Annotated in this window: 22 protein-coding genes; 10 read left to right on the top strand and 12 right to left on the bottom strand. The window is 68.4% G+C overall.

The window, feature by feature from the left end; translation table 11 throughout:
• Positions 1-32 precede the first annotated feature (32 nt).
• Positions 33-1,127: a UvrB/UvrC motif-containing protein gene (locus VGJ96_00905; GenBank protein HEY3285660.1), complete on the top strand. Its 1,095-nt coding sequence runs from the start codon at positions 33-35 to the stop codon at positions 1,125-1,127.
• A gap of 65 nt (positions 1,128-1,192) precedes the next feature.
• Here VGJ96_00905 and VGJ96_00900 read toward each other — a convergent pair whose 3' ends face one another.
• Positions 1,193-2,032 (bottom strand): M48 family metallopeptidase, encoded by an 840-nt coding sequence (locus VGJ96_00900; protein HEY3285659.1) that lies wholly within the window; start codon positions 2,030-2,032, stop codon positions 1,193-1,195.
• A 224-nt stretch (positions 2,033-2,256) separates the two neighbouring features.
• Between VGJ96_00900 and VGJ96_00895 the strand changes: the two genes are divergently transcribed.
• Together VGJ96_00895 and VGJ96_00890 are read left to right on the top strand one after the other, a co-directional pair.
• Entirely contained in the window at positions 2,257-2,745 is a 489-nt protein-coding gene (locus VGJ96_00895) for a hypothetical protein (GenBank protein HEY3285658.1), read from the top strand.
• Positions 2,742-3,371 (top strand): thiamine pyrophosphate-dependent enzyme, encoded by a 630-nt coding sequence (locus VGJ96_00890; protein HEY3285657.1) that lies wholly within the window; start codon positions 2,742-2,744, stop codon positions 3,369-3,371. Before VGJ96_00895 ends, VGJ96_00890 begins: the two co-directional genes overlap by 4 nt.
• A 29-nt stretch (positions 3,372-3,400) precedes the next feature.
• Here the strand turns inward: VGJ96_00890 and VGJ96_00885 are convergent, their stop codons facing one another.
• A complete protein-coding gene (locus VGJ96_00885) occupies positions 3,401-4,852 on the bottom strand; it encodes a DUF2867 domain-containing protein (protein ID HEY3285656.1) in 1,452 nt (483 codons plus the stop codon).
• A 325-nt stretch (positions 4,853-5,177) separates the two neighbouring features.
• Between VGJ96_00885 and VGJ96_00880 the strand changes: the two genes are divergently transcribed.
• Genes VGJ96_00880 through VGJ96_00865 form a run of 4 tightly spaced genes read left to right on the top strand, consistent with a single transcriptional unit; the run spans position 5,178 to position 9,661 of the window.
• Positions 5,178-6,185: an adenylate/guanylate cyclase domain-containing protein gene (locus VGJ96_00880; GenBank protein ID HEY3285655.1), complete on the top strand. Its 1,008-nt coding sequence runs from the start codon at positions 5,178-5,180 to the stop codon at positions 6,183-6,185.
• The gene (locus VGJ96_00875; protein HEY3285654.1) at positions 6,182-7,600 is read left to right on the top strand and encodes a hypothetical protein; all 1,419 of its coding nucleotides are present in this window, start codon (positions 6,182-6,184) and stop codon (positions 7,598-7,600) included. Before VGJ96_00880 ends, VGJ96_00875 begins: the two co-directional genes overlap by 4 nt.
• On the top strand, positions 7,590-8,003 hold the full coding sequence (locus tag VGJ96_00870; protein ID HEY3285653.1) for a cyclic nucleotide-binding domain-containing protein: 414 nt from the start codon (positions 7,590-7,592) through the stop codon (positions 8,001-8,003). The genes VGJ96_00875 and VGJ96_00870 overlap by 11 nt, the downstream gene beginning before the upstream one ends.
• Positions 8,000-9,661: an FAD-dependent oxidoreductase gene (locus VGJ96_00865; protein HEY3285652.1), complete on the top strand. Its 1,662-nt coding sequence runs from the start codon at positions 8,000-8,002 to the stop codon at positions 9,659-9,661. The genes VGJ96_00870 and VGJ96_00865 overlap by 4 nt, the downstream gene beginning before the upstream one ends.
• A 111-nt stretch (positions 9,662-9,772) precedes the next feature.
• Here the strand turns inward: VGJ96_00865 and VGJ96_00860 are convergent, their stop codons facing one another.
• The 8 genes from VGJ96_00860 to VGJ96_00825 form a co-directional block, all read right to left on the bottom strand.
• Complete coding sequence (locus tag VGJ96_00860) at positions 9,773-12,442, bottom strand: hypothetical protein (GenBank protein ID HEY3285651.1); 2,670 nt, start codon at positions 12,440-12,442, stop codon at positions 9,773-9,775.
• A gap of 152 nt (positions 12,443-12,594) precedes the next feature.
• Positions 12,595-15,243: a protein kinase gene (locus VGJ96_00855; protein HEY3285650.1), complete on the bottom strand. Its 2,649-nt coding sequence runs from the start codon at positions 15,241-15,243 to the stop codon at positions 12,595-12,597.
• Between the two features lie 163 nt (positions 15,244-15,406).
• Positions 15,407-15,880 carry a metallophosphoesterase family protein gene (locus VGJ96_00850; GenBank protein HEY3285649.1) on the bottom strand — a complete coding sequence of 158 codons (474 nt, stop codon included), beginning with the start codon at positions 15,878-15,880 and terminating at the stop codon, positions 15,407-15,409.
• Positions 15,877-17,052, bottom strand: a complete 1,176-nt coding sequence (locus tag VGJ96_00845; GenBank protein HEY3285648.1) for an MFS transporter — start codon at positions 17,050-17,052, stop codon at positions 15,877-15,879. The genes VGJ96_00850 and VGJ96_00845 overlap by 4 nt, the downstream gene beginning before the upstream one ends.
• A 224-nt stretch (positions 17,053-17,276) precedes the next feature.
• Complete coding sequence (locus VGJ96_00840) at positions 17,277-17,873, bottom strand: flavin prenyltransferase UbiX (GenBank protein ID HEY3285647.1); 597 nt, start codon at positions 17,871-17,873, stop codon at positions 17,277-17,279.
• On the bottom strand, positions 17,870-18,772 hold the full coding sequence (locus VGJ96_00835; GenBank protein ID HEY3285646.1) for a UbiA-like polyprenyltransferase: 903 nt from the start codon (positions 18,770-18,772) through the stop codon (positions 17,870-17,872). Before VGJ96_00835 ends, VGJ96_00840 begins: the two co-directional genes overlap by 4 nt.
• Positions 18,769-20,247, bottom strand: a complete 1,479-nt coding sequence (locus VGJ96_00830) for a menaquinone biosynthesis decarboxylase (GenBank protein HEY3285645.1) — start codon at positions 20,245-20,247, stop codon at positions 18,769-18,771. Before VGJ96_00830 ends, VGJ96_00835 begins: the two co-directional genes overlap by 4 nt.
• Positions 20,248-20,249: 2 nt before the next feature.
• The gene (locus VGJ96_00825; GenBank protein HEY3285644.1) at positions 20,250-21,035 is read right to left on the bottom strand and encodes a class I SAM-dependent methyltransferase; all 786 of its coding nucleotides are present in this window, start codon (positions 21,033-21,035) and stop codon (positions 20,250-20,252) included.
• Positions 21,036-21,177: 142 nt separating this feature from the next.
• On the opposite strand from VGJ96_00825, the gene VGJ96_00820 reads away from it, so the two are divergent.
• From VGJ96_00820 to VGJ96_00810, 3 genes are all read left to right on the top strand, one after another.
• Complete coding sequence (locus tag VGJ96_00820) at positions 21,178-21,780, top strand: sigma-70 family RNA polymerase sigma factor (protein ID HEY3285643.1); 603 nt, start codon at positions 21,178-21,180, stop codon at positions 21,778-21,780.
• A gap of 69 nt (positions 21,781-21,849) precedes the next feature.
• Positions 21,850-22,440 (top strand): hypothetical protein, encoded by a 591-nt coding sequence (locus tag VGJ96_00815; GenBank protein HEY3285642.1) that lies wholly within the window; start codon positions 21,850-21,852, stop codon positions 22,438-22,440.
• Between the two features lie 2 nt (positions 22,441-22,442).
• Positions 22,443-23,582 carry a polymer-forming cytoskeletal protein gene (locus VGJ96_00810; GenBank protein HEY3285641.1) on the top strand — a complete coding sequence of 380 codons (1,140 nt, stop codon included), beginning with the start codon at positions 22,443-22,445 and terminating at the stop codon, positions 23,580-23,582.
• A 24-nt stretch (positions 23,583-23,606) separates the two neighbouring features.
• Here the strand turns inward: VGJ96_00810 and VGJ96_00805 are convergent, their stop codons facing one another.
• Together VGJ96_00805 and VGJ96_00800 are read right to left on the bottom strand one after the other, a co-directional pair.
• Positions 23,607-24,356: an SAM-dependent chlorinase/fluorinase gene (locus tag VGJ96_00805; GenBank protein ID HEY3285640.1), complete on the bottom strand. Its 750-nt coding sequence runs from the start codon at positions 24,354-24,356 to the stop codon at positions 23,607-23,609.
• A gap of 93 nt (positions 24,357-24,449) precedes the next feature.
• Positions 24,450-25,547 carry an Mrp/NBP35 family ATP-binding protein gene (locus VGJ96_00800; protein HEY3285639.1) on the bottom strand — a complete coding sequence of 366 codons (1,098 nt, stop codon included), beginning with the start codon at positions 25,545-25,547 and terminating at the stop codon, positions 24,450-24,452.
• Positions 25,548-25,653 lie beyond the last annotated feature (106 nt).

Below are 25,653 nucleotides of genomic sequence, written 5' to 3'. Positions count from 1 at the left end.
GGCGCCGGCCGCGTGCGCCGTTTCTCCCCTCCGTGGCCGACGCCAGGGCCAGCGCCGCCGAGATGCTGGCGCGCGTGAAGGGGGAGGCGCGCGACCTGCCAGGCGTCTACGAGATGCGATCGGCCGACGGCGAGATCATCTATGTGGGCAAGTCGAAGAAACTGCGCACGCGCCTCCTGAGCTACTTCCGCGCCGAATACCCCGCCGACAAGGGAGCGCGCATCTTGCGCGAGGCGGCGGAAATCCAGTGGGAGTACGTGCCCAGCGAGTTCGCCTCGTTGCTCGAGGAACTGAAGCGCATCAAGCGCTACCGTCCGCGGCACAATGTCGCGGGCAAGCGAGACGCCCGGCATTTCGCGTTCATTCGCGTCGCCCGCGGCGCCGCGGAGTCGTTCCGGGTGGTGCGCAGCGAGGGGAGCGATGAGGGCGGCATCTTCTTCGGGCCGTTCCACGGCGCCATCCAGCTCACGGAAGCTCTGCGCGAGCTGAATGACGCGCTGGGGCTGCGCGACTGCGCGCTCGACACGCCGATGCACTTCGCGGACCAACCCGACCTCTTCCCCGCCCCCCGCACGCCGGGATGCATCCGGCACGAGATCGGGAAGTGCCTCGGGCCGTGTGTGGCCGCCGTGCGGCGCGATGAGTACGCGGCGCGCTTCGCCCTGGCGCGGGCCTTTCTCGAAGGGGCAAACGACGTGCCGGTGGCGGCGCTGCGCGGCGCGATGGAGGCGGCGAGCGACCGGCTGGAGTTCGAGCGGGCCGCCGCGCTGCGCGACAAGATCACGCGGCTCGAGTCGCTGCGCGCGCAGTTCGCGCGGCTGCGGTTTGCGGTGGAGTCGCTGTCGTTCGTCTACACCCCGCCCGCCCTCACCGGCGACGAGATCAGCTACGTGATCCGTCGCGGGCGGGTGCGCGCCACCCTGCCGGCGCCGCGATCCGCTGACGAGCGTCGCGCCTTCGACGCCAAGGTGACGAGCATCTTTGCCCCCATCGAACGCACCGATGGCACGGTCCCCTCGCACGAGATTGACGAACTGCTGCTGGTCACGAGCTGGTTCACGCGCTTCCCGAAAGAACTGGAGCGCACCACCGCCCTCGCGCCGTCACCGATCTCGCGGACGGCATAGCAGCGGACCGCCGCGCCACCAAGCCGCGGCGACCCACGCGCCGCCTGCCGTCGCTTGTCGGAGCGCTACTTCGCCGGCGGCTTCGGCGTCGGGGAGGGCGGCAATGCGTTCAGCCGCCGCCGCATCTGCTGATACGCGTCCGAATCCACCTGCAGGTTTCGCAGCTGGGCGGGTGAGTACCTCGCGATCTGCTGCTCGGTCGAGACGATGCGGGACTCCTCCAGCGGGTGCGTGGCGAAGAACGCGTCCACGGCAGAGGGATTGGACCGGCGCTCAGCCAGCAGGATCCGGAACATCTCCGGGATGCCGCTGGGGTTGATGCCGGCCTTGACCAGCGTCGCCACCCCCTCTTCATCCGCCTGCGCCTCATCCGCTCGGCTGAATTTCGCGAACAGCGCGGTCCCGCCGAGATTGATGGCGGTCTGGCCGGCCCCACTGTCGCAGACCTTGGTGAGGGTGCAGAGGGCCATCAAGCCACCCTTCATCTCTTGCGCTTGTTGCATCTGCTGCACGCTGTGACGGCGCGTCACGTGCCCAATCTCGTGTCCGAGCACACCCGCCAGCTGGTTCATCGTCGGCGCTCGCGCGATGAGTCCCCGGTTCACGTAGACCCAACCGCCCGGTACCGCAAAGGCGTTCACTTCCTTGCTGTCCACCACCGCAAAGTGCCAGGTGAGTCCGCGCGAGTCGGTGACGGCGGCCAGCTGGTTGCCGAGCGCCGTGATGTACGTGACAACGCGGGCATCGCGGATCAGCGGCAGTTGCGTGTCGATCTGCGCGGCGTAGGACGCTCCGAGCTGCACTTCCTGCTGCTGGGATATCGCACAGGAGATGCTGGCGACGGTGACGCTGAGGAGCGCTACGATGCGAACGGCACGCGGGGGGAGAACGGGAAATGACGACATGGCAGCGCTTCCGTGACAGAGGACGCGTCGAGCGGACGCTCAAGTTCCTCTCACGTTAGCCGTTCCCGGCGAGAATGCACTCGGCCGAATTGCCTAATGCTTCCGGGTGAGCCCGCCGCCGCATTGGGCCACCGTTGCGGCGGCCGCGACGCAAGAGCGAGATTCCGGGCGAGCGCAACGTCGGTAATTCCGCGCGGCATCGCCGCGCTAGCGATGGAGCCAAGATGTTTTCTGGTGTCGAGATCGTCTCGCTGTTCACGTCGATGGGCATCACCCACGTGGTGACCGTCGCGGACAGCACGATCGGCCGATGGCATCCCGAAATCGAGGCCGCACCGGGGATTCGCCTGGTGCGCGTCTGTCGCGAGGGCGAGGCGTGGGCCGTGGCCGGCGGCCTCTACCTGGGCGGCGCCACCCCGCTCGTCCTGATCCAGTGCACGGGGCTCTTCGAGTCGGGGGACTCGCTGCGCAACATCCTCCACGATTGGCGAATGCCGATCTTCGCCGTCATCGGGTATCGCAGCTACCTCAACCAGGACACGCTGCCGGGCGACACCTGCCTGGTCTTCACCGAACCGGTGCTCGACGCGTGGAACCTCGACTTCCGGCTCATCAAGTCACCCGCGCAGTTGGGGGAGATTCGTGAGCACTACGAGGAGTGCCACCGCACCATGCGGCCCGGCGTCGCGCTGATCGCGGAGGGCAAGGCATGACCACCCACGATCCGCGCATGACACTCCATGAGGCGCTCCTCCCCCTGCACCGGGGTCGCGGTGCCGAAGACGTGATCATCACCAGCATGGGAGCCGCCCGCGAGTGGATGGTGCTCGGCGCGGGTCCGCTCGACCTGCCGCTCGTCCCCTCGAGCATGGGGACCGCGCCGTCGATTGCACTCGGCGTCGCGCTCGCGCAGCCCGAACGTCGCGTGATCGTCGTCAATGGCGACGGGGCGATGCTGATGCACCTGGGCGCGCTGGTGACCATCACCGCCGCCGCTCCGCCCAACCTGACGCTCATCCTGCAGGACAACGGCATTTACGAGGTGACCGGCGCCCAGCCGACGCCCGGCGCCGCCCCGGCCCGCGCCGACGGGGGCAGCGTGGACTTCGTCGGGATGGCGCGGGCGTGCGGCTTCCGCTCGATCTTCCACTTCACCGACGCGGAACAGTGGGCACGCGAGATCACGCGGGTGCTGGCCACGGAAGGGCCGAACTTCGTCCTGCTCGATGTCCAGCCGGTGCCGGGGGCCGTTGGCCCGCGTTCGCCAGGACCGGCCGCGGCGCGGGCGCATGCCTTGCAGCGGCGCCTGGCGCAACCCATCAAGCCGCGACCTCGCTGAAGCTGGCTCGTGCCGCCGGGCGCGACGGCTTATCGGGCCTGCGCGGAGGGCGGCAGAGCTTCCGCCCGCCGTGCGATGGCACGCGACATGCCTTCGAAGAAGAACTCGTGGATGGCGTACAACCCATACCAGTAGAGCAGCCCGGCCAAGCCGTGAGGCTCGAAGAAGGCCCGTTGCACGAGCAGCGAGCGTCCGTTGGGCATCTCGGCGACCTCGAACTGCAGCCACGCCCGGCCGGGCAGCTTCATCTCGGCACGCAATCGCACTAGGCGGCCGGGGATCACCTCCTCGACTCGCCAGAAATCAAGGGCATCGCCAGTGCGCAGCTCATTGGGATTGCGGCGGCCGCGCCGCAGCCCGACGCCGCCGATCGCGCGGTCCATCGCCCCGCGCAGCCGCCATCCCCAGTCGCCGTAGAACCATCCCCGGTCCCCGCCAATGCCGGCGAAGGTCCGGAACACGGCATCCGGCGTCGCCGCCGACTCGACCCGCCGGTCATCGATGATCATGCCCTCCGTGACCGTCAGCGACGTACCGGTCTTGAGCCCCTGCACCGCCCCGGACCAGTACGTATCGACGCTGCCGGACTGAATGCGGCGCAGCGCCCGCCACACCGCCTCGCGATACGGGACGTGCTGCACGCTGAACATCTGCTCGGCGGCGTGATCGTTGACCACGACCTCGTTGCGCATGCCATCGATGAGCGCGCGCGAGATCGACGCCGGAATGGGGGTGAGCCAGTGCAGGAACTGTGACGACAGCCACGGCGTCAGGAGTGGAATCGGCACGACGACGCGTTTCAGCGCCCGTTCCGCGGCATAGCCCAGGATCATCTCGCGGTACGTCAGGACATCCGGACCACCGATCTCCAGGATGCGCCCGACCGATGCCTGCTCGGCGAGGGCCTGCACCAGGTAGTCCAGCACGTCGGCGATAGAGATCGGCTGGCAGCGGGTGGACATCCAGCGCGGCGTCATCATCGCGGGAAGTCCTTCCGTCAGGTAGCGGATGATCTCGAACGAGATGCTCCCGGAACCGACGATGACGGCCGCACGGAATTCCGTGACCGGTACGCCGGAGGAGCGGAGGATGTGGCCGACCTCATGACGTGAGGCCAGATGTGGCGAGAGCCGCTCGTCGGCCTTGCCGAGCCCCCCCAGATAGATGATCCGCCGAACGCCGGCCGCCGCCGCCGTCATGCCAAAGTGCTCGGCGGCGAAGCGGTCATGATCCTCGAACCGGCCCTCCGGCTGCGACATGGAGTGGATGAGGTAGTAGGCGACATCTACCCCCTCCATCACCGGGAGGAAGCTGCCGGCGCTCAAGGCGTCGCCGCGGTGCACGGTGACGCCCTGCCATCCACGTCCGGCGAGGTGGGAGGGATCGCGCGCGAAGCAGTGGACGTCATGGCCAAGCGCGAGCAGGCGGGGAACGAGCCGCCCGCCGACATAGCCAGTTGCGCCAGTGACCAGAATCTTCATAGTGATAGGAAACGCGCGAGTGGTTCGCAGTGCTGTGCGACGCCGGAGACCTTACGCCGCCGTTGGCCAACGGTCAACCATCGATCGCCCTGCCCGGGCGCGCGCGGGCAAGCGTGACTATTCGATGCCTCACACGCGCGGCGCGATTCTCCTCTGGCGGATGCCGCTTGCCGCTGTATGTTCGTGTTGTTGTGTCTCCGAAGATCCATCGCCGGCGGCCGTCAGCTGGCACCGGCGATCTTGGGGGTTTCGTGTGACGCTGCCCGACGCAGGCGCGCATTTATCGGAATCGCGGGGTGAGGACACCCTCGCGGCGGTGCACGTCGTGCGGTTCGAACCCCAGGCGGCACGCCCGAATGGTCCGCCGTCCAAGCGGCTCGTCTTCGTCGGCGGAGCCGAACCGAACGGCATGTACGAGTTCTTCGACCAACTCGAGATCGGTCGCCTCGACGACGGTCGTGCCGTGACTCCTGGACAACTCCTCGTGCGCGCGGCGCACGTGTCGAGTCGCCACTGCATCATCACCCAGCACGCCGACGGCCGCTGCTTCGTGCGCGACGTGAGCCGCAACGGCACTCGGCTGGATGGGCGTCGTCTGATGCCAAACGTTGAGGCGGAATTGCTGGTCGGCCAGATGCTGGATCTCGGCAGCGGCCTGCTGCTCCAGCTGCAGGGCGACGTGGCACCGCCGGTGGCGGTCGACGCGCCGCGCAAGCGTACGAGCGTCCAGACGCAGCTGACGTTGGCGACCGTGCTGGTGGGCGACATTCGCGACTACACGGTGATGGTGCGCGAAGCGCCCTCGGCGGAGTTGCAGCGTTGCGTCAGCCGGGTCTTCCAGCGCCTGACCGCCATGGTCGAGGCGCACGGCGGCACGCTGAAGGAGTTTCCGGGCGACGCCGTGCTGGCCTTCTGGGAGGGCGGCATCGACGGTGCACAGGCCGTTGCCGCCTGCCACGCCGCCATCGCGCTGGACGCGCTCGCGCGGCAGCTGGCCACGGACAACGCGATCTGGACGTTGCGAGGATTTCCGCTGAGGATGGACTGGGCGCTCGCCTCCGGCGGCGTGGTCATCGACTCCTTCGGCGGGGACACCCCGGTCGGACTCTCGATGGTCGGCGAGCCCGTCGTGCTGGCATGCCGCCTCGAGAAGTTCGCCAATGACGAGATCGGCAGGATTCTGGCCTGTCCTGGCACGCGCCAGATGGTGCAGCAGGCACAGCGCGCCTCACCGGGAGCGCCGCTGGAGTTTCTCGACCGGGGTGTCCACCAAGCGAAGGGCTTCGATCGCCCCGACAAGATCTTCGCCCTGCGGCTGCCGGAGGGCCCGTGACCGCCCCGTCGTCGTTCCTTGGGCCACTCGCCCGGCTCCGCGGCAGGGCCGCTCGCCGCGACGGATCGCTTGCGCTCCAGGACGGGTCCCGCGTTGGCGTCATTGGAGGCGGACCCGCCGGCTCGTTCTTCACCATCTTCCTGCTGGCAATGGCCGACTCGCTCGGCCTTGACCTGCGCGTGGACATCTTCGAGCCGCGCTTCTTCACGCACCGCGGCCCCGCGGGCTGCAACCACTGCGGCGGCATCGTCTCCGAATCGCTCGTGCAGATGCTCGCCGCGGAAGGCATCAATCTCCCGCCGTCGGTCGTGCAGCAGGGCATCGATTCGTACATCCTGCACACCGATGTGGGCGACGTGCGCATTCAGTCGCCGCGCGACGAGAAGCGCATCGCGGCAGTCTATCGCGGCAACGGACCGCGGGAGTCCGAACCCGTCGAGGTCGCCGGTTTCGACCGCCACCTGCTGGACCTCTCGGCGTCGCAGGGCGCCAGGGTCGTTCGGAAGATGGCGCAATCCGTCGAGTGGATCGACGGCCGGCCGCGCGTGACCTGCCCCGACGGATCGGCGACCGACTTCGACCTGCTCGTGGTGGCGACCGGCGTCAACTCCCAGGCGATGAACCTGTTCAGCGATGCCGCGCACCGGTTCGCGGCGCCGGCCACGCAACGCACGTTCATCTGCGAGTTTCGGCTCGGCGCCGACGTCGTGCGCGCGACGTTCGGCACGTCGATGCATGTCTTCCTGCTTGACATTCCGCGCCTCGGATTCGCCGCCATCGTCCCGAAGGGAGAGTTCGTGACGCTCTGCCTGCTCGGTGACGACCTCGACGAAACGCTGGTGGAGAACTTTCTCCGGTCGGCGGAAGTGCAGCGGTGCTTCCCGGGCGGCACGATCCCGCCGCTGGCGTGTCACTGCTATCCGCGCATCAACGTGGAGGCCGCGACGCGTCCGTTCGGTGACCGGATCGTCTGGATCGGCGACAGCGGCGTCGCGCGCCTGTACAAGGATGGCATCGGCTCGGCCTACCGGACCGCCAAGGCCGCCGCCAAGACCGCCGTCTTTTCGGGCGTCTCGACGGAGGATTTTCGCCGGCACTTCTGGCCGGCGTGCCGCGCGCTCGACGTCGACAACATGATCGCCAGGGTCGTCTTCGGCGTCACGCACCTGATCCAGCACTCCAGCGTGCTGCGGCGGGGCGTGGTGCGCATGACGGCACGGGAGCAGGCGCAAGCGGGCAGCGACGGCCAGATGAGCAGCGTCCTGTGGGACACCTTCACGGGGAGCGCGCCGTACCGCGACATCCTGAAGCGCACCATGCGGCCGCAGTTCCCCGTCATGCTGGCATGGAACGTGATTGCGGGCAGCCTGCCGTTCGGCGGCGCCTCGCGGAGAGGAAGAAACCATGGCGAGTAACGCACTCGGCCGCGTCTACGCCGACGGCGAGACCATTGTCACGCAGGGTGAAGCCGGGGACTGCATGTTCACGCTGCAGGAAGGCCGGCTGGAGGTGCTGGTCACTCTGCCGGGCCGTCCGCCGAAACGGGTCGCGGTGATGGAGAAGGGGGCGATCTTCGGGGAGATGGCCATCTTCGAACGCGAGGTGCGCTCGGCCACCGTGCGCGCGCTTGGCGAGGCGCGCGTGCTCACCATCGACAAGAAGAACTTCCTGCGGCGCATCCAGGAAGATCCCACGCTCGCGTTCACCCTCGTGAAGATGATGTCGCAGCGGATTCGCCACCTCACCTTGGGCGTCGGGGAGCGGCGCGTCGGCCCCCAGGGCCCGCGCACCGACGGCCCGGAGCGCCGGCGCCTGTGACAGCGAAGCCCTCGGACCAGGTGCCGGACGCGACCTCGCTGGCCGCGGCCCGGCTCTTCCCTTCCCGGAGGGAGAAACGCGCCCCCTGCGGCGGGGACTGCGTCGGCGGTGGCGACGCGCGCGCGTGGATCGGCATCGTCGCCCAGCGCCGCAAGCTCGGGTTGTCCGTTCCTGAGGCACTCGAAAACGCGTGGTACATGCTGACGGCGGTGAATCCGTTCCCGGCAACGCTCGGACGCGTCTGCCCGCATCCCTGTCAGGACCATTGCACCCGCGCGCAGAAGGACGACGCGGTCGCCGTCAACGCGCTGGAACGTTTCCTTGGCGACTGGGCGCTCGCCCGCGGACTGTCATTGCCGCGCCTCGCCGCGGCGGGAAGCCAGCCGGAGTCTGTCGGCGTGATCGGCGCCGGCCCCGCCGGATTCTCCTTTGCATACCAAATGGCCCGGCGCGGTTATGCCGTCAGCATTTACGAGCGCGAATCGGTGCCGGGCGGGATGCTGCAGTTCGGCATTCCCCAGTATCGCCTGCCCGAGGACGTGCTGGCGGCCGAGGTGCGTCGGATCCTCGATCTCGGGGTCACCCTGCACCTCGGCACCGCGGTGGGGCGCGACGTCTCGCTGGACCTGCTGCGTGACCGTCATCGCACGCTTTTCCTCGGCATCGGCGCCAACCGCGGCCTCACGCTGGGGATTCCCGGAGAGGAGGGATCCGGCACGTGGACGGGAACCGGTTACCTGTCGCAAGTGAATCGCGGCATCGGCGTGGCGCTCGGACGACGCGTCGCGGTGGTGGGCGGCGGCAACACCGCCATTGATGCGGCACGCTGCGCCCGCCGCACCGGCGCTGACGTGACGCTGCTCTACCGGCGCACGCGGCACGAGATGCCCGCAATCGACGCCGAGGTCGACGACGCGCTGGCCGAGGGCGTGCGCATCGAGTTCCTCACGGCGCCCGTTGAGATCGTGCGCGAGAACTCCCGGATCTGCTCCCTCGTCGTGCAGCGCATGGCACTCGGCGAGCCCGACCGTTCGGGACGCCGCTCACCGATTGCAATTCCCGGTTCCGAGCAAGTGATCGCCGTGGATTCCGTCATCGCGGCCGTGTCCCAGCAGCCCGACTGGGATGGACTCGGGGCGCTCGCGCCGACGACGCCGTGGCTCGAGTCCAACGCGGACCATCCGCTGACCGACCATGTCTGGGCGGGGGGCGACTCGCGTGGCCTCGGCTTGGCAGGAGGGGCGATTCGCCAGGGCCGACAGGCGGCGGAACTCGCGCATGCCCGCCTGCGCGGCCTCCCACTTCCTCCCACCGATGCTCGTCCCCCGCTTGCCGAGCGCGCCGTCCGGACAGACTTCTATGCCGGCCGCGCGCCAGTCCCCCTGTCTCGACGCGGCCCCGACGCGTGGCGCGCCGAACCCGATCTCGAGTTGGCGCAGACCATCACGGAGGCGGAGTTCCTTGCGGAAGCGGAGCGCTGCCTCTCGTGCGGCCTCTGCTTCGGCTGCGAGCAATGCTTCATGTACTGCAACAACGCGGGGCTACAGCGGCTCGATCATCCGGCGCGGGGTCAGTACTTCGAGCTGTCCGCGGAGCGGTGCGTGGCGTGCGGCAAGTGCATCGACCTGTGCCCCTGCGGGTTCCTGGAGCCGGAGTGAGCGAGACGGCAACCTGACAGGCCTGCCGCAAGGTCCGCGTACCTTGCGCCGTAACGCAACGGGCCCCGGCGGATGCCGGGGCCCGTCGTGCTGCGTGATCACCCAGTCGCATCACTTGACGTAGAACCATCCGAGTGTGCGCGATCCGTCGCTCCACGTCGCGGTCACGTGGTAGTAATGGCCGATCAGGAATCCGGACGGCGAGGTGTCGAGGCCATACGCGTAATTGCCGCTGCCTGACACCTTGAACACGTTGGCGCCCGAGAAGACCGTGATCGGCGTCACGTCGGCACCGAAGACCATACCCATGTCGTCGACCCGCAGGTCGCCCCTGGCATTCAGCACGCCGGCTCCGAAGGCATTGGTCAGCGTGCACTTGATCGGCACAATCGAGCCTTTCCTCTGGTACGACTTCGTGATCGGCATCTCGCTGTACACCGGGGACGCGAAGCAGCCGACCTGGACGAAGCGCACCGCCAAGCTTACGATGGCGGACGTCGACGTGAAGTTCGCACTCGTCGGCGTGAAGAGCACCGACAGCGTGCTGGTGCCGGCCGGCAGTACGGTCCCGGCGGGCGGCGTGTAGGCGAAAGCGCCGGCGACCGGATTGATGTTTGGGTAGCTCGCCGAGGCGTTCAACTGCGTGCCGCTGAGTGGCGTGCCAAGCTGAATCGGGGCCGGACTTGCCCACGTGAGCACCGGTGTCGCGGGACTGATGATGAAGCTGCCCGCGCCACTAGAGCTGAAGTGATTGGCATCGCCCGCAAAGCTCGCAGTGACCGTCGCCGTTCCCGCGTCGGTATTGCCGCTATAGACCGGGGTGAGCGGCGCGACCAAACTACCGGCTCCCGTCGCCGACGCCGTGCACGGCGTCAGCGGCCCACCGGTGTACGTGTACGGACCGCCGCAAACAACGGCTATCGCAGACGACGCCTTCGTGATGGTGAAGGTCGTCGAGCTGCTGGACGCGGTGTGGTTGGCATCGCCCGCAAACGTCGCGATGACGCCGGCCGTCCCCACCGCCGTGTTGCTGCTGTAGTCGGGCGTGAGCGGCTGGGAGAGACCGCCGACACCCGTCGCGGTCGCCGTGCAAGGCGTCAGCGGCGCGCCGGTATAGACGTAGGAGCCGCCGCACGACACCGTGACCACGGACGACGCCGGCGCAATCGTGAAGCTTGCCGTGCCGGTGGCGGCAGTGTGGTTGGCATCACCCGCGAAGGTCGCGGCGACGGCCGCGGTTCCCGCATTCGTGTTGTTGAGATAGACGGGCGTGAGCGGCTGCGAGAGTCCGCCAATGCCAGTGGCTACGGCGGTGCACGGAGCCAGCGGCGCGCCCGTGTAGACGAACGGACCGACGCCGCAATCCACCGTCACCGTCGCCGCGGCCTTCAGTGCCGTCACGGTGAACGTCCAGGACGAGGGCGAGAACGTCGTCCCAGCTGGTGCATCGCCCCCGGGACGCGGCGTGGCGACCAGCGTATTCGATCCCGCCGTCATTCCGAGCGTCCAGCAGGCACCAGCCTTGCCGCGGTCGTTGGTGGTCGTCTCGGCCGTTGTCCCAAACGTGCCGCACGCGCGCGTCACGGGATCATCTGCCGCCGTCGATCCATCACCCGCTCCAATCGCCCAGCCAACCGGGACATTCTTGAGCACCGTGCCCAGCGCCGTACGAAGCTCCACGCGCGGGCGGCATTCGGGCGTCAGCGCCGATCCGATGACGGCTGCATCGCACCCCGAAACGAGCACTGCCGATTCCACCGTGTTCGCCCGCGGCGTGCGCTTCGATATTCCCTCGCTGCCAGAAGGCCTTGTCGCCGTGACATCCGACGGCGCCAACGTCCGAATGAACGCCTCGGCCGTCCCGCCCACGCCGCCTGAGAGCGCCAGCAGCGGGTCCACGGGAGCGAACGGACTGAACGCCTCGGCCGTGCCGCCGACGCCTCCGCTGAACACGACGTCAGCGTACGCCGATCTGGGCAGAACAAAGCTTGCCACGGTACGCATCCAGCTGGGGAGCATACCTGTGACGCCGGTGGGCTGCTGGCAGCGCAGGAAACTGGCGTCGGCGTTCGGCGTCACCACGAAGCCGGCGGGCGTCTGATGCCCGAGCCGCAGACGAGTCGCAATGGAATCGGGAATGCCGGTCTTCGCACAAACGGCCACCGTGACCGGACCCGTGAGCGGATTGCCGTCGGGATCAGCTGACTGCTGGCCGACTTCGATGTAGCCCGGATACTGGTCGAGCTTCGTCGTGAGCGGAGGCACCGTGCTGTCCAGCGGCGTGATCGTGAACAGCGTCGGAAACGTCACGGGATTGACGGGCAACTGCAGCCCGGCATGGCCGTTGTCGGTCAGGAGGGTCTGCGGTTGATCCGACGGATATACCAGGAAGCTGTCACTCGTGATGCCGGCGAAGGTCTCGAGGGCATCGATCAATGCCTGCACTTGCGTCTGATCGGCAAGTTCGTAGGCCTTCACCCGAATGAAGTCGATGAGATCGAACGTGTGCACCCGCGCGTCGACGGAGTCGATGGCCGTGTTGCGCTGCAGCTTCTTGGTGATGAGATCGAACTTCTGCAGCGCGGAGTTGGTGTTCGGCATCTTCACTTCGGTCGTGCCGAACACCACCATGATTTGCGCTGTGATCTCCGTGTAGGTCGCCGCGCTCGCGTGTCGCGATAGCAGTCGACTACCCTCGGTGGGAACTGGCTGGTCGGTGCAGGCGACCGCGACGACGAGCGTTGAGGTCAGGGCAACCAACAGACTGCGTGGGCGTAGCAAGGCGACACCCTATCGAAGGAGATCTTTCAATTCCACGCCTCCAGACCTCGCGTGCAAGAGTCGGTCTAGCAGGTGTTTCCACCAAGTTTCGTAAGGTGTTTCATCAAGCCCGACACGGCGAAACCCCTACGTCACCACGCAGTTCGCAAGCGTCAGCGTGTCGCGCCCACGGCGCGGCGGAAGCCGGGATCGGTTTCGATCTCGCGGAACCACCATCCGGCATTCTCGCGAAAGCCCTGATCCTTTCCGGGATTCGCCGCCAAGTACTCCTTGAGCAGGCGAACCGCTTCGACCTTGTCCCCAAGGATCGTGTAGACGCGGGCGCCGTAGAAGGCAGGATCGCGCGTCTTGTGCAGCTCAGCGGTTCCTTCGGAGCGCTTGGCAACGTGGCGCGCGCTGTCAGCCAGCGCCGGCCGCTGCCGGCTGGCCTTCGCAATCACGGCCGCCACGAGCATGTCGTGCACCAGTCGCTCGGCGGGCCGCGCCGCCGGCGGATACAGCGCCACGGAGGTGTCGGCGAGCCGCCAGGCTTCGTCGATGTTGGGGGTCGCACCCGGTGCGGTCAGCATGTACAACCGGCAGCTCTCGGCGCGCGGAAAACCCGGGAACCGCTGCCGCGCCTGGTCGCACCACTGCTGCGCCCGGTCAAACTGGCCCAGGTCGTAGGAGGCGTAGAAAAGCCGTGACAGGATCAGGTTGGCGTTCGCCAGAAACTCATCGGCGTTCAATGCGCTCTGCGCCGCGAGATACACGTCGGTCTCGGTGAGCGACGGGATCTGGTAGTAGAGATGCGACAGCGTGGCGTAGGCGCCGGCCTGTCTCGTGTTGATCGTGGTCGCGCGCTCCAGGTCCGCGCGCGCCGAGTCGAGCTCCTGGCGACGCCGCGCCTCGTCGGGCTCGAGCGACATCACGAGTGGGAAGTAGCGCAGATTGCCGCGCACTTCCCACGCATCCGCGTCGTTCGCGTCGATCCCGAGCGCGCGGTTGGCGTGTCCCATGCCGATCTCGACCCATTTCCTGATCGCCGCCGCGTCGTTTCCCGCCAGGCGTGACCGGCGATAGGCGAGCGCCGCCTGCCGTGCGGCCGGCTCCGACCACCCGTGGTCAGCTTTCTCCGCCTCCGCATAAAGCGAATCGGCGGCCGCGAACTCCCGTTCGCGCCCCTCCGCGTCACCGCTGGCGTGGAGCACGTCACCCCGCTTCTGCCGCTGCACGCCGCGCTGGAGCAGCAGCCACGCTTCGGAGTTGGTGCTTCCGCGCTGTTCCCTGAGCTTCAGGTCCGAGCCGATCTGTTGCCGAACCAGGTCCGACACAACCACCGTCAGCGTGTCGCGCATCGCCAGCGGATTCCCGGCCGGCATCGCGAAGGCGGCGCGACTGAGCGGCGCACCGCTGGCATCGAGGAGGTTGACGCTGACGCTGACGCGCTCGCCCTGCGGTTCGACCTCCCCGCGCACCAGGTAACCCGCCCGCAAGGCGCGGGCGATGCTGTCGTCGGACGCCGTGGACGCGCGAAACCGTTCGACACCGTTCTGCGAGATGACCGTCAGGCTCGATGACGTATTGAGGGTGCGAATGAGCCCTTCGGTGAGGCCGTCGGCCAGTGGGCCGAGACTCGAGTCCTTGCTGACATCGCGGAAGTACAGCACGGCGATTCGGCGGGCATCGGGTCCGCCCACGGTCACCCGCGGACCGTGAAACGGGCCGAACCACCAGGCGCCGGCCGCGACGGCAACAGTCGTGAGCGCAGTCGCCAGCACGCGCGGTCGCTTCCACGCCGGCGTGGGCGGCCGGGTCTCCAGCGCAAAGAGCGATTCCTGCGAGCGGCGCCCGCTGCTCGTCGGCACACTCCCAATGGCACGGCGCGTCGCTGTCGCGCCCGTCAGCACGCGCATGGATGCGGTGGCACCGAGCATCACGCCGAGCGACTCCGCGAACGCCGCGGCGTTCTGCGGGCGATCCGCGGGCACCTTCGCGAGCACGCGGAAGATCGCCTCCTCGATCTCCTCCGGCACCGTATTCCGCACGATCCGGATGCTCGGCACGGCCTCCATGGCGTGCCGCGCCATGATCTGCGCGGCGTTCTTGCCGGTGAATGGCGGTTCCCCCGCCAGCATCTCGTACAGCACGCAGCCAAGACTGTAAAGATCGGCGGTCGGGCCGACGCTCTGTCCGAGCGACTGCTCCGGCGCCATGTACACGGGCGTGCCAACGGCCATGCCCGTCTGCGTCAGCTTCTGCGCACCGGCCTCGCTGACCGCGCGCGCGATCCCGAAGTCGGCCACGAGGGCGTGGCCGCCCTGCAGCAGGATGTTCTCGGGCTTGATGTCGCGGTGCACGATGCCGAGGTCGTGCGCATGCCCCAACGCGTCCGCGACCTCGAGCGTGATGCCAATCGCGTCGTCAATGGGGAGCATCCCCTCGCGCTCGATGCGGTCGCGCAGCGACTCGCCCCGCACGAAGGGCATCACGTAGAACAGCAGCCCATCCGCCTCACCTGAGTCGTAGAGGCTGAGGATGTGCGGATGCTGCAGCTTCGCCGCCATGCGGATCTCGCGCTCGAACCGCTCGGCGCCGATCGATGCCGACAGCTCGGGCAGGAGCACCTTGATGGCGACCTCGCGATCGTGCTTGGTGTCGCGGGCCAGGTAAACCGTCGCCATGCCGCCCCGGCCGAGTTCGCGCTCGACCGCATAGCGTTCACCGAGCGACACGCTCAGCCGCTGGAACGCGTCTCCCGACGCGCGCGCCAGCGCAGCCCCGTTGTTCGCAGGGACGGGCACCGCCAGCGTGGCGTGCACCGCGTACTCCTGCGTCAGGTTGAGGCCGCAGTGATTGCAGAAATTGGATCCGTCGGCAATCTCGGCGCCGCAGTTCCTGCAATTCGTCGACAGGCGCGGGACCCTTGTTGAGGTTTTCAGAACATGGCGACCGCACGGTGGGACCGTCAAGCACGGCCGGGCGTCAGTCCGGCAACGACACCAGCGCCACGGAAGCCTCGCCTTCGTGAATCGTCAGGCGCGCCACGCTCGCGTGCAGGTCAAAACGGCGTGGGCCCGCCGCCCCTGGATTCACCACGAGCACCGAGCCCACGCGTTCGACCTTCTGAATGTGCGAGTGGCCGTAGACCAGCACATCGAAGCCGGGGTACTTCGTGATCAGGCGTTCCGCACTTGGCCGGCCGACCTCGTGTCCGTGCGAGACGTGAATGCGCACGCCGTCGACTTCGACGATCCGTTCCGGAGCGAGCGACGCATCCCAGGGCGCGTCGCAGTTGCCGTACACGGCCTGCACCGGAGCAATCAGCGCGAGTTCGCCCAGGATTGTCTCGCCGCCCACGTCGCCGGCATGCAGGATCATCGAGACCCCGGCGAGCGCCTCGTGCACCTCGTTGCGCAGCATCCCGTGCGTGTCGGAGATGAGCCCGATCTCGGTCACGCGAGCACCCGCCGTGAGACGCCGGTGAAGACGATCAGCGCGACGGCGACAGTGACGATCTCGACGCCGAGCATTCCCGTCATGCCCCACTGGTCGTGCGCCCAACCGGCGCCTTTCACGAGTCCCAGCGATCCGAGCGTGTTGAAGGCGATGAAGAGGCTCACCTTGGTGGAGGCCGCGCCGCCCTTCGCGAGCGCAAGCGCCATCCCCGTGAGCGCCGCCGTGCACGAGCCGAGGGTTGCCGTGTACGTCGCGGTGAGCACGGCAAAGGCCCACGGTTCGCGTGGCGAGTAGAGCAGCAACAGCGCCAGGAAGCCCTGCGCGGCACAGGCCCAGAAGTAGGCGCGGCGGTGCGGCACGCGATCCGTGAACCAGCCGCCCCCGAGCGTCCCGAGGGTGATGGCGATCCCCGCCACGATGCCGAGCACCAGCGAGACGAAGTCGGCCGACGCCTTCCACTCGGACGCGACGGCGGAGAAGAGGAATTGCGCGTTGCCGGTGCCGATGGGAAGGAAGGCGAGCAGGAGCGCGAGCCGTCCGTCCACCTTTGCGATCATGTCGCGCAGTTCGCCCCACACTTCCCGCACCCGCGCACCGAGACTTCCCGTCCCCACACGCGGCGGTTCGCGAAGCGCGAGCAGCGGCCCGTTGCAGCAGAGCACGACGAGCGCGAGCGCGATGCCGCCCATCCACGGCGAAGGCATGTGCCGCACGAGGTAGAGCGCCACGCCGCCGCCCAGCGTCTGGCCCAGCATGTTTCCGGTCTGGTAGAAGCCAGCCGCCCGCCCCAACTGCGACGGATCGCAGTTGAAGAGCAGCAGCCCCTGTAGGGAGAAGGCGATGAAGGTGGCGGAGACTGCCCCCGTGAAGACAAGGGCGGTGAGCAGCGGGAGCGTGCGCGCGCTCATCGGGATGGTGCACATCCCGAAGAAGACGACCGCGCAGATGGCGTTGGCGATCACGTACCACCGCTTGCGCGTCAGCGTCAGGTCGCCGATGGGCGCCCACAGGAACTTGAAGGCCGCCGGCGCGAAGGCCGTTCCCACGATCGTCGCCGCAGCGCTCACTGGCAGCCCCGAGCGCGTCGCCAGCCAGCCCAGCATCACCGCCGGCACGCCGATCATCAGGCCGTACGGGAAGTAGAGGATGCCGAAGAGGGAGGGATGGCTCACGAAAGGGACGACTGAGGACTTGGAATTCGGATTGCGATTCAGGATCGCGAATCAGGATGGCGATTGGCGATTACGGCGAGAGCGGCGTCCGCACGCGAGTCGCACGAAGATGACCCCCGAATACACAAAGGGCCAGCGCACGCTGGCCCCGTCCGCCATCCGCCATCCGCCATCTGCCATCCGCCATCTGCCATCCGCCATCCGCCATCGCTAGCCACCACCACTCAGCCCTCTCCCCACCTCGGCGCCAGCCCGTTCTCCACACCCAAGTGATCGAGCACCCGCGCGACGACGAAATCCACCAGTTCATCAATTGTGGATGGCTTGTTGTAGAAGCCCGGCGACGCCGGCATCACCACCGCGCCCGCCTGGGTGACGCGCAACATGTTCTCCAGGTGGATGCTCGACAACGGCGTCTCGCGCGTCACGAGCACCAGCGGGCGCCGTTCCTTGAGCGTCACGTCGGCGGCGCGTTCCACCAGCGACCGGCTCGTCCCCGCGGCAATCGCCGCCAGCGTTCCCATCGAACACGGGCAGACCACCATCGCGCGCGCGCGGTGCGAACCGCTCGCCGGCCCGGCGCCGCGGTCGCCATCGTCGTAGACCGTCACCCACCGGTCCCAGGCCGCGGCGCCGACATGCGCGCGCAGCCCTTCCATGGAGCCGAGTGACGTCTCGGTCTGGATCAGCCGCAAGCCGTGAACGCTTATGATCAGCGACACCTTCTGCTCGGCCTGCACCAGCGCCTGCAGCAACCGCACGCCATAAGGCGCGCCCGAGGCGCCGGTCACGGCCATGATGATCGGGCGTTGTGCACTCATGCGAACACCCGCTCGGCGAGCACGAAGAGGAAGAAGGTGACGCTCAGCACGCCGTTCACGCTGAAGAACGCGGCGTCGAGCTTCGAGAGGTCATCGGACGATACCAGGGAATGTTCCCACCCGAGGATCCCCGCCGCCACCACGACCCCGGCAAAATAGAGCGCGCCCGAGCCCGACCCCAGGCCGGCCACGAGCAGGGAAACCACGGTGAGCGCGTGCAGGGCACGTGCCAAGCGGAGCGCCGTCGTGACCCCCATCGTCGAGGGAATCGAATAGAGTCCCTGTGCGCGATCGAACTCGGCGTCGGGCAACGCATACAGGATGTCGAAGCCCCCCACCCAGCTCATCACCGCCACGGCCAGCGCGGGGAGCAGCCACCATGGATCACTCCACGCCCCGGTCACGGCGAGATACCCGCCGGCGGGCGCGATGCCGAGTCCCAGCCCGAGCACGAGGTGCGCCCAGCGCGTGAATCGCTTGGTGTAGCTGTAGAAGAGCACCCAACCGAGCGCGAGCGGCGCGAGCGCCAGGCAGAGCGGGTTGATGCGCCACGCCGCGAACAGGAAGACCAGCGAGGCAACGGCGACGCTCGTCGCCGCCTCCACCACGCTCATGGCGCCCATCGGCAGTTCACGCATCGCGGTGCGCGGGTTGAGCGCGTCGTAATGGCGGTCGGCGATCCGGTTGAAGCCCATCGCGGCAAAGCGCGCCGCGGTGAAGGCGATCACCACCCAGAGAACCGTCGGCAGCGTCACCGGCGCCAGCCAGCTCGCCAGCGTCACCCCGACCAGCGCGAAGGGGAGCGCGAAGACGGTGTGCGGCAGCTTGACGAAGTTCACGTAGCGGACGAACCGCGACGCGCCGCCGTAGGTCTGCCCTTCGCGCACCGGCGTGGTCACTGGCCAAGCCCCAGCCGAGACCAGACGGCCTCCATCCTGGCCTTCGTCGCCTCGTCCATCTCAATGACCTTCGGCCATGATCGCGTGAAGCCCTCCTCCGGCATCTTCTTCGTCGCGTCGAGTCCCATCTTGGACCCGAACGTGAAGGCGCGGCTCGAATGGTCGAGCACGTCCACCGGCCCCAGCGTGAAACGGACGTCGCGCTCGGGGTCGATGTTGTTCAGCGCCACCCACCACGCTTCCTGCGTGTTGCGCACGTTCACCCAGTCATCCACCACGACGAGGACCTTGGCGAGCGACATCAGGCCCATCCCCCACAGTGCGTTCATCACCTTGTACGCCTGTCCGGGGTAACTCTTCCTGATCGAAACAAAGACGAGATTGTGGAAGCCGCCCTCGGCCGGCATGTGGTAGTCGACGATCTCCGGCGTCGTGAGCTTCATCAGCGGCAGGAAGATCCGCTCGGTCGCATGGCCGAGGTAGAAGTCCTCCATCGGCGGGCGCCCGACGATGGTGGCCACATAGGTCATGTCGCGCCGCATGGTGACGGCGGTGACGTGCACCTTGGGGTACAGGTCGGCTTCGGAGTAGTAGCCCGTGTGATCGCCGAACGGCCCCTCGACGACGAGGTCCTCCGCCGGGTCGATGTACCCCTCGAGGACGAGATCCGCATCCCACGGCACCTCGAGGTCGTTCGTCACCGCCTTCACCAGCTTCACCGGATCACGGCGCAGGAAGCCCGCGAAGATGAACTCGTCGATCCCCGGCGGCAGCGGCGCGCTCGCGCTGTACATCGACGCCGGGTCGGCACCGATGACGATGCAGACCGGCATCTTCTCGCCGCGCTCGGCCATCTCGCGCCAGTGCGCGGCCCCCGTCTTGTGGCGCTGCCAGTGCATCGCCACCTCGCGCTTCCCCATCTGCTGCACGCGGTACATCCCGACGTTGCGGATGCCGCGCGCCGGGTCCTTGCTGATGACGGCGGTCATCGTGAAAAACGGTCCGCCATCCTCCGGCCACGTCGTGAGCACCGGGATCTTGTCGAGATCCACCTCGTCGCCCTGCCAGACAATCTCCTGGCACGGCGCGGCGCCGCTCTTCATGCGCGGCGGGAACTTGGAGACCTCGAACAGCCGCGGGAGGAGCGAGAGCTTGCCGACCAGCCCCTCGGGGACCTTGAGGTCCAGCAGCTGCGTGATGCGCGCGCCGTGCTCGTCGAGTGATTCAACGTTGAGGGCGAGCGCCATCCGTTTCATCGAACCGAACAGGTTGATGGCAACCGGATAGCCGGAACGCGTGCCGTCGCGCAGCACGGGATGCTCGAAGAGCAGGGCCGGCCCGCCGCCGGGGAGCTTCATCGCGCGGTCGGCGATCTCGCACATCTCGAGATGCACCGACACCGGCTCCGTCACGCGCACCAGTTCCCCGATGCCGTCGATGGCCTCAATGAATTCGGCTACTGAGTCAATCGCCATGCCTATCTGCCCTCCGCCTTCTGCCATCCGCCATCAGCCGGGTTAGTCCCGACATGCACTGCGGCAATTCCAAACGTTAGTGTCCGCCACCTTACGTCCACATAGCCCGCCGCTTCCATCCGGGCCGCCAGTTCCGTCGTCTCCGGGAAGTTCTTCACCGAATCCGGCAGGTACGTGTACGCGGTGCGATGCCCGCTCACCAGTCCGCCGATCTTCGGGAGCACGTGGTGGAAGTACGCATGATAGACCCTCCGCACCAGCGAGACCCGCGGCGTGGAGAACTCGAGGATGACGAACCGCGCCCCGGGTTTCAACGCTCTCCGCACTTCACGCAGGCAGGCGTCAAGGTCGGCAACGTTGCGGATGCCGAAGGCCACGATCGCCCCGGAGAGACTGCTGCCGGCCATCGGAAGTGCCAACGCATCGGCCACCACCGGGGTGATCGGTCGCCCCGCCAGCTTCGAACGTCCCGCCCGCAACATCGGTTCCGCAAAATCAGCGCCGACCACCCGCCCCCGGAAGCCCGTCCGCGCACTCAAGGCCGACGCGACGTCGAGCGTGCCGGCGCAGAGATCGAGAAAGGTGCCGGCCGGATCGCGCTCCCAGCCCAACCTCGCGAGTGCAAACCGCCGCCAGTAGCGATCGATGCCCAGGCTGAGCACGCGGTTGAGCAGGTCGTATCGGGGCGCGATGTCCGAGAACATCCGCTGGACATAGGCGCGCTTCCCCGCGGCGCCGGCCGCCGCGGCGCTCGCCTCTCGCGCCTCGAGGTCGGTCGTCTGATTCACCCTTGAAAACTCGCCGGGGTGGAGCACCGGAGCAAGCGCAGAACCCGTGTCGACGGAGGCATCAGCGCCTCAGTTTCGCTCAAACAGCGGCCGCGAGCGCTGGTCGCTCGCGCGCGCGGCGGCTACTTTTCCGCCCCTGCGCATGCCTCCGGCTCTCGATCTCCCCAACCTTCCCGACGCGGACGTCGCCCGACTCGCCCAACGAGGGCGCGAGGCGGCCTTCCGGGAGCTCGTGCGCCGCTATGAACGGCCGGTCTTTTCGCTGGTTTTCCGCATGGTGCGCGACAGCGCCACCGCCGAGGACCTGGCGCAGGACACGTTCATCAAGGTCCTGAACCACATCGACAAATACCGCCCCGAGTTCAAGTTCTCGAGCTGGCTGTTCAAGATTGCGAACAACGTCGCCATCGATCACCTGCGGCGCCGGCACCTGGACACCATCTCGATGGATGGCGCCCCCAATGCCGCCACGGCGGCCGACATCGAGGCGACGTCGTTCGACATCGCGGACCGATCGGAGTCAGCCCTGGACCTGATGGAGGCCAAGGAGCTGGGGTCGGCCATCGAACAGGCCATCGGCTCCCTCCGCCCCGAGTACCGGTCGTGCATCATGCTGCGCCACGTGGAGGGGCGTTCCTACGAGGAGATCGCGGCCACCCTCGACCTCCCGCTGGGGACCGTCAAGACGTACATCCACCGCGCCCGGCACCAGCTCCGGGAGGCCCTGGAGCACCTCAGGGAGTGAGTTCCGCCCCGGTACCCCACCCCTGAAACCCGCATTGCGTTGACCCCGTAAGGCACGACAGGAGGACCAGTGCAACACCGCCATCTGCTACCCAACGAAATCGACCTGCTGCTCGACGGCGACGCCGGCTTCGGCGCCGCCCCGTTGCACGCGCATGTCGATGAGTGCGCCGACTGCCGCACCCGCCTCGATGAGGCGCGGGTGGTGGCCGACGCGTTGGAGCGCCTCCCGCACTTTGCGCCGCGGACCGGTTTCACCGACCGCGTGCTCAGCCAGGTGCAGATCGTCGAACCGTGGCACGTGGCCGCCCTCGGCACCGCGCGGCGCTTCGTCCCTGAGTCGCGGCCGCTGCGCGTGCTCGCGCTGGCCGGAGCGGGACTGGCGTCGGTGACGCTCTCCGCCAGCGCCGTCTGGATTGCCCTGAGCGCCAACCTGACCTTCGGCTCGGCTACCGTTCTGGCCGGCCGTGCGAGGGAGGCGCTCGTCGGCAGTGTGCAGACCGGCCTGGCGACGGTCTTCGGCGAAGGCGCGGCGGCGGCGATGCGAACCAACGGTTCCGTGACGCTGGCCGTCGCGGCCGTGGCTTCGGTGGTGGCGGTTGGCGCTGCGGCGTTCGGATTCCGCGCCCTCGCCACCGTCTCCCGCCAGCGCGGGAGCTGACCATGCGCGGCCTCACAATGGCCGCCGTCGCGACCGTTGTCGCGATCGGTGGCGCCACTCGTTTGGCAGCGCAGCAGGCCACCAGCCCGGCCCCCGGCGCCGCGCCGGCCATGGTCGCGTCGCCCGCCGCGCGCGACTCGGTGGCGCAGACGCTTGATAGTGCCCGCCGCACCAGCGCCGGGCGGACGCTGCCGTCCATCGACCGCTTCGCCTGGGGGAACCTGAGCATCCCGGCGGGTGCGACGGTGGACGGCCCCGTGGCCGCAGCTCGGGGCACGGTGGATGTGCGGGGAGTGGTGAAGGGCGACGTCTACACCATCGGTGGCGACGTCGTCGTGCATTCGGGGGGCGAGATCACGGGCTCCGCGCTCGCGCTGCAGGGCAAGGTCATCGTGAACGGCGGGCACGTCGGCGGCGACATGAAGGCCGTGGCGCCCCTCGGCGCGGCGACGGCGGGTGCGCCGCCGCTGACCGGCCCAGCCGCCGTGGCGCATGCCCTCAAGATCACCGCCGCCTGGTTCGCCATCGTCCTGCTCGTCGGACTTGGCGTCATCATCTTCTCGGGCGCGCAACTCGAGGCGGTGGTCCAGGCCCTCGAGAATCGCTTTACGATGGCGTTCTTCCTCGGCATTGCCGCGCAAATTGGCATGATCCCGCTGCTCGCGCTGCTCTGTCTCGCGCTGACGCTCACCCTCGTTGGCATCCTGCTCATCCCGTTTGCCGTCGTCGCCTTCATTCTCGGCGCGGCCGGGCTCGTGACGCTGGGCGGCCTGGCGGCCGCGTCGGTCGCGGGGCACGCGCTGGTCGGCCAGGGGCCGAATGTGCGCGTGCGCGCAGTGCGGTCGCTGATGATCGGCACGTCGATATTGCTCCTGCCATGGCTCGCCAATGCGCTGCTGGTGAACAGCACGTGGGGTGGCATGCTCGCGCGCATTCTCGCGATCGCGGTCACCTGGGTGGCGGCCTCCGCCGGACTCGGCGCGGCGCTGATGGCGCGCGGCGGCGTGCGGCACGTGCAGGTGCATGTGGCCAGCGCCGAGGTCTCGCCGGCGGGCTGGCAGACGCCGACGCCGATTGGCGGCATCGTGGCGGCACGCCGACCGACGGCGACGCCGTCAACGCCCGCCGGCTCGTCGCACTAGGCGAAGGTCGCTGCGCCGCGAACGCTAGACTTCGCGGCGCAGCGTCACTGGCTCGCCGCGGCCGATGCCGAGGGTGCGCGCGGCGTTGCCACCGCGCAGCGCCACTTCGATCAGCCCGTGTGAGCCGACGAGCGCCAGCAAGTCGCCTTCGCCGACATCGCCGTAGGTGCGCACGATGCGCAGCAGCCGGCCCGCAATCTCCACCGTCCCCTCGCCGCGCCCGGTGAGGTTGGTGATGAGGTTGCCGAAGCGGTCCACGCCCAGCACCAGTCCATCCTGTCCGCCGTCGAAACGGCGCTGCGCCTCGGGCGTGCGGCGAAGGGCCGCGTCGCTGTACGCCGTACCCAGCTCGTCGAGCGGCGTGCCGTTGAGCAGGCGCACGGCCGCGGGAGCGAACACGTCGCGTCCGTGGAAGGTGGGCGCGGCGCCCATTGGAATCTCGAGCGCCACGGCGCGCGCGCCGGGAACGAGCATGGCGGGGGAGAGCACGCCATTGTCCGGCCCGACGGCAAAACGGCCGTCACTCTCGATCGCCAGCGCCTTGCGCGCCGTCCCCACATCGGGGTCGACGACGACCACGTGCACCGTCCCCACCGGAAATCGCCGCCAGTACCGGGCAAAGGTCAGGCGCGCGATCTCCACATCCTGCGCGGGCACGTCGTGCGAGACATCCACCAGCTGTGCGGCGGGCGCCCCGGTCAGCAGGACGCCCTTCATTTCCGCGACGTAGCCGTCCGCCGTGCCGAAATCGGTCAGGAGAGTGACGAGGGGCATGGGCGCAAATTGCGCCGGAGCGGCCCCTGCACAAGGGCCGCCGGGCAAACATCTGTGCCTTTGGACTCCCCGCTGCGGAGGGGACCGCGCGCGTCAGCGCGCGGCGAGCTTTGTGGCCACCGCGTTGAGCGTCTTCGCCGCGCTGCACTGCGGATCGGCAACGACGATCGGTTGTCCGCTGTCGCCGCCCTCGCCCACGGGGGGATACAGCGGCACCTGTCCGAGCAGCGCGACGCCGAGTTCGTCGGCGAGTCGCTGCCCGCCGCCCGACCCGAAGATCGCCATCGGCTTGCCCGTCTCCGGCGACTCGAACCAGCTCATGTTCTCGACGATGCCGAGCACCGGCACGCCGACACGCTCGAACATCTTGGCGCCACGCAGGGCATCACCCACCGCCACTTCCTGCGGCGTGGTGACGATGACGGCGCCCTCGATCTTCGCGGCCTGGACGAGCGACAACTGCGCGTCACCGGTGCCCGGCGGCATGTCCACGAAGAGGTAGTCGAGCTGGCCCCACGCGACGTCGCGCAGGAACTGCGTGACGATCTTCATCACGATGGGACCGCGCCAGATGGCGGGCTGGTCCCGTTCGATGAGAAAGCCGAGCGAGATGACCTTCACGCCGTGCGCCTCGAGCGGGATGATCTGCTCGTTCTCCACCATCGGCGGCGCGTTGACGCCGAGCATGATGGGGAGATTCGGACCGTAGATGTCGGCGTCGAGAATGCCCACGCGCTTGCCCTGCTGCGCGAGTGCGACGGCGAGATTCACGGTGACCGTGGACTTCCCGACGCCACCCTTGCCCGACGAGACCGCGACGATGCGGCCCAGGTGCGGATAGACTACCGGCTGCGGCGCCGACGGCTGCGACGGCGCCCCCGGCTGGCTCATCACCGGGAGCGACTTGGGGGCGCGAGCCGCCGGCGCGTTCTCGGTCACGGCCACCTGCATGGCGTCGCGCACGTCCACCCGGACGTCGGTGACGCCGTCCACCCGCTCGACGGCCTGCCGAACGGTGCGGGCCAGCGTGGCATCATCGGCGGCGGCGAGCCGCAGCTCAAGCCGGACCTTGCCGTCCAGCGTGACGCCGATGTTGGCAACCTGATCGCTCGACACCAGGTCTTCGCCGGTGCGCGGGTTGACGATCTGCTGCAGCGCGGCGGAGACACGCGCGGTGAGGGCTTGCGACATAGGTGCTGGGTCGGGAGAGTGGACCTTGAAGGATACCTGAGTGGGGGCGGCGGATGGTAGGCGGGTGGGCGAGTGACGGGAGACGGAAGACGCAGCAACGAGAGAG

It is taken from the genome of Gemmatimonadaceae bacterium (genome assembly GCA_036504815.1).
GTDB lineage: Bacteria > Gemmatimonadota > Gemmatimonadetes > Gemmatimonadales > Gemmatimonadaceae > PNKL01.
The sequence above is the reverse complement of the archived record's forward strand: the minus strand, read 5'-3'. Positions and strand labels throughout refer to the sequence as shown.

Bases quoted from the DNA above. Each gene is read 5' to 3' on its own strand.
- VGJ96_00900 (HEY3285659.1), bottom strand. From the start codon at position 2,032: ATGTCGTCATTTCCCGTTCTCCCCCCGCGTGCCGTTCGCATCGTAGCG.
- VGJ96_00895 (HEY3285658.1), top strand. From the start codon at position 2,257: ATGTTTTCTGGTGTCGAGATCGTCTCGCTGTTCACGTCGATGGGCATC.
- VGJ96_00890 (HEY3285657.1), top strand. From the start codon at position 2,742: ATGACCACCCACGATCCGCGCATGACACTCCATGAGGCGCTCCTCCCC.
- VGJ96_00885 (HEY3285656.1), bottom strand. From the start codon at position 4,852: ATGAAGATTCTGGTCACTGGCGCAACTGGCTATGTCGGCGGGCGGCTC.
- VGJ96_00870 (HEY3285653.1), top strand. From the start codon at position 7,590: ATGGCGAGTAACGCACTCGGCCGCGTCTACGCCGACGGCGAGACCATT.
- VGJ96_00840 (HEY3285647.1), bottom strand. From the start codon at position 17,873: ATGAGTGCACAACGCCCGATCATCATGGCCGTGACCGGCGCCTCGGGC.
- VGJ96_00830 (HEY3285645.1), bottom strand. From the start codon at position 20,247: ATGGCGATTGACTCAGTAGCCGAATTCATTGAGGCCATCGACGGCATC.
- VGJ96_00820 (HEY3285643.1), top strand. From the start codon at position 21,178: ATGCCTCCGGCTCTCGATCTCCCCAACCTTCCCGACGCGGACGTCGCC.
- VGJ96_00810 (HEY3285641.1), top strand. From the start codon at position 22,443: ATGCGCGGCCTCACAATGGCCGCCGTCGCGACCGTTGTCGCGATCGGT.
- VGJ96_00805 (HEY3285640.1), bottom strand. From the start codon at position 24,356: ATGCCCCTCGTCACTCTCCTGACCGATTTCGGCACGGCGGACGGCTAC.
- VGJ96_00800 (HEY3285639.1), bottom strand. From the start codon at position 25,547: ATGTCGCAAGCCCTCACCGCGCGTGTCTCCGCCGCGCTGCAGCAGATC.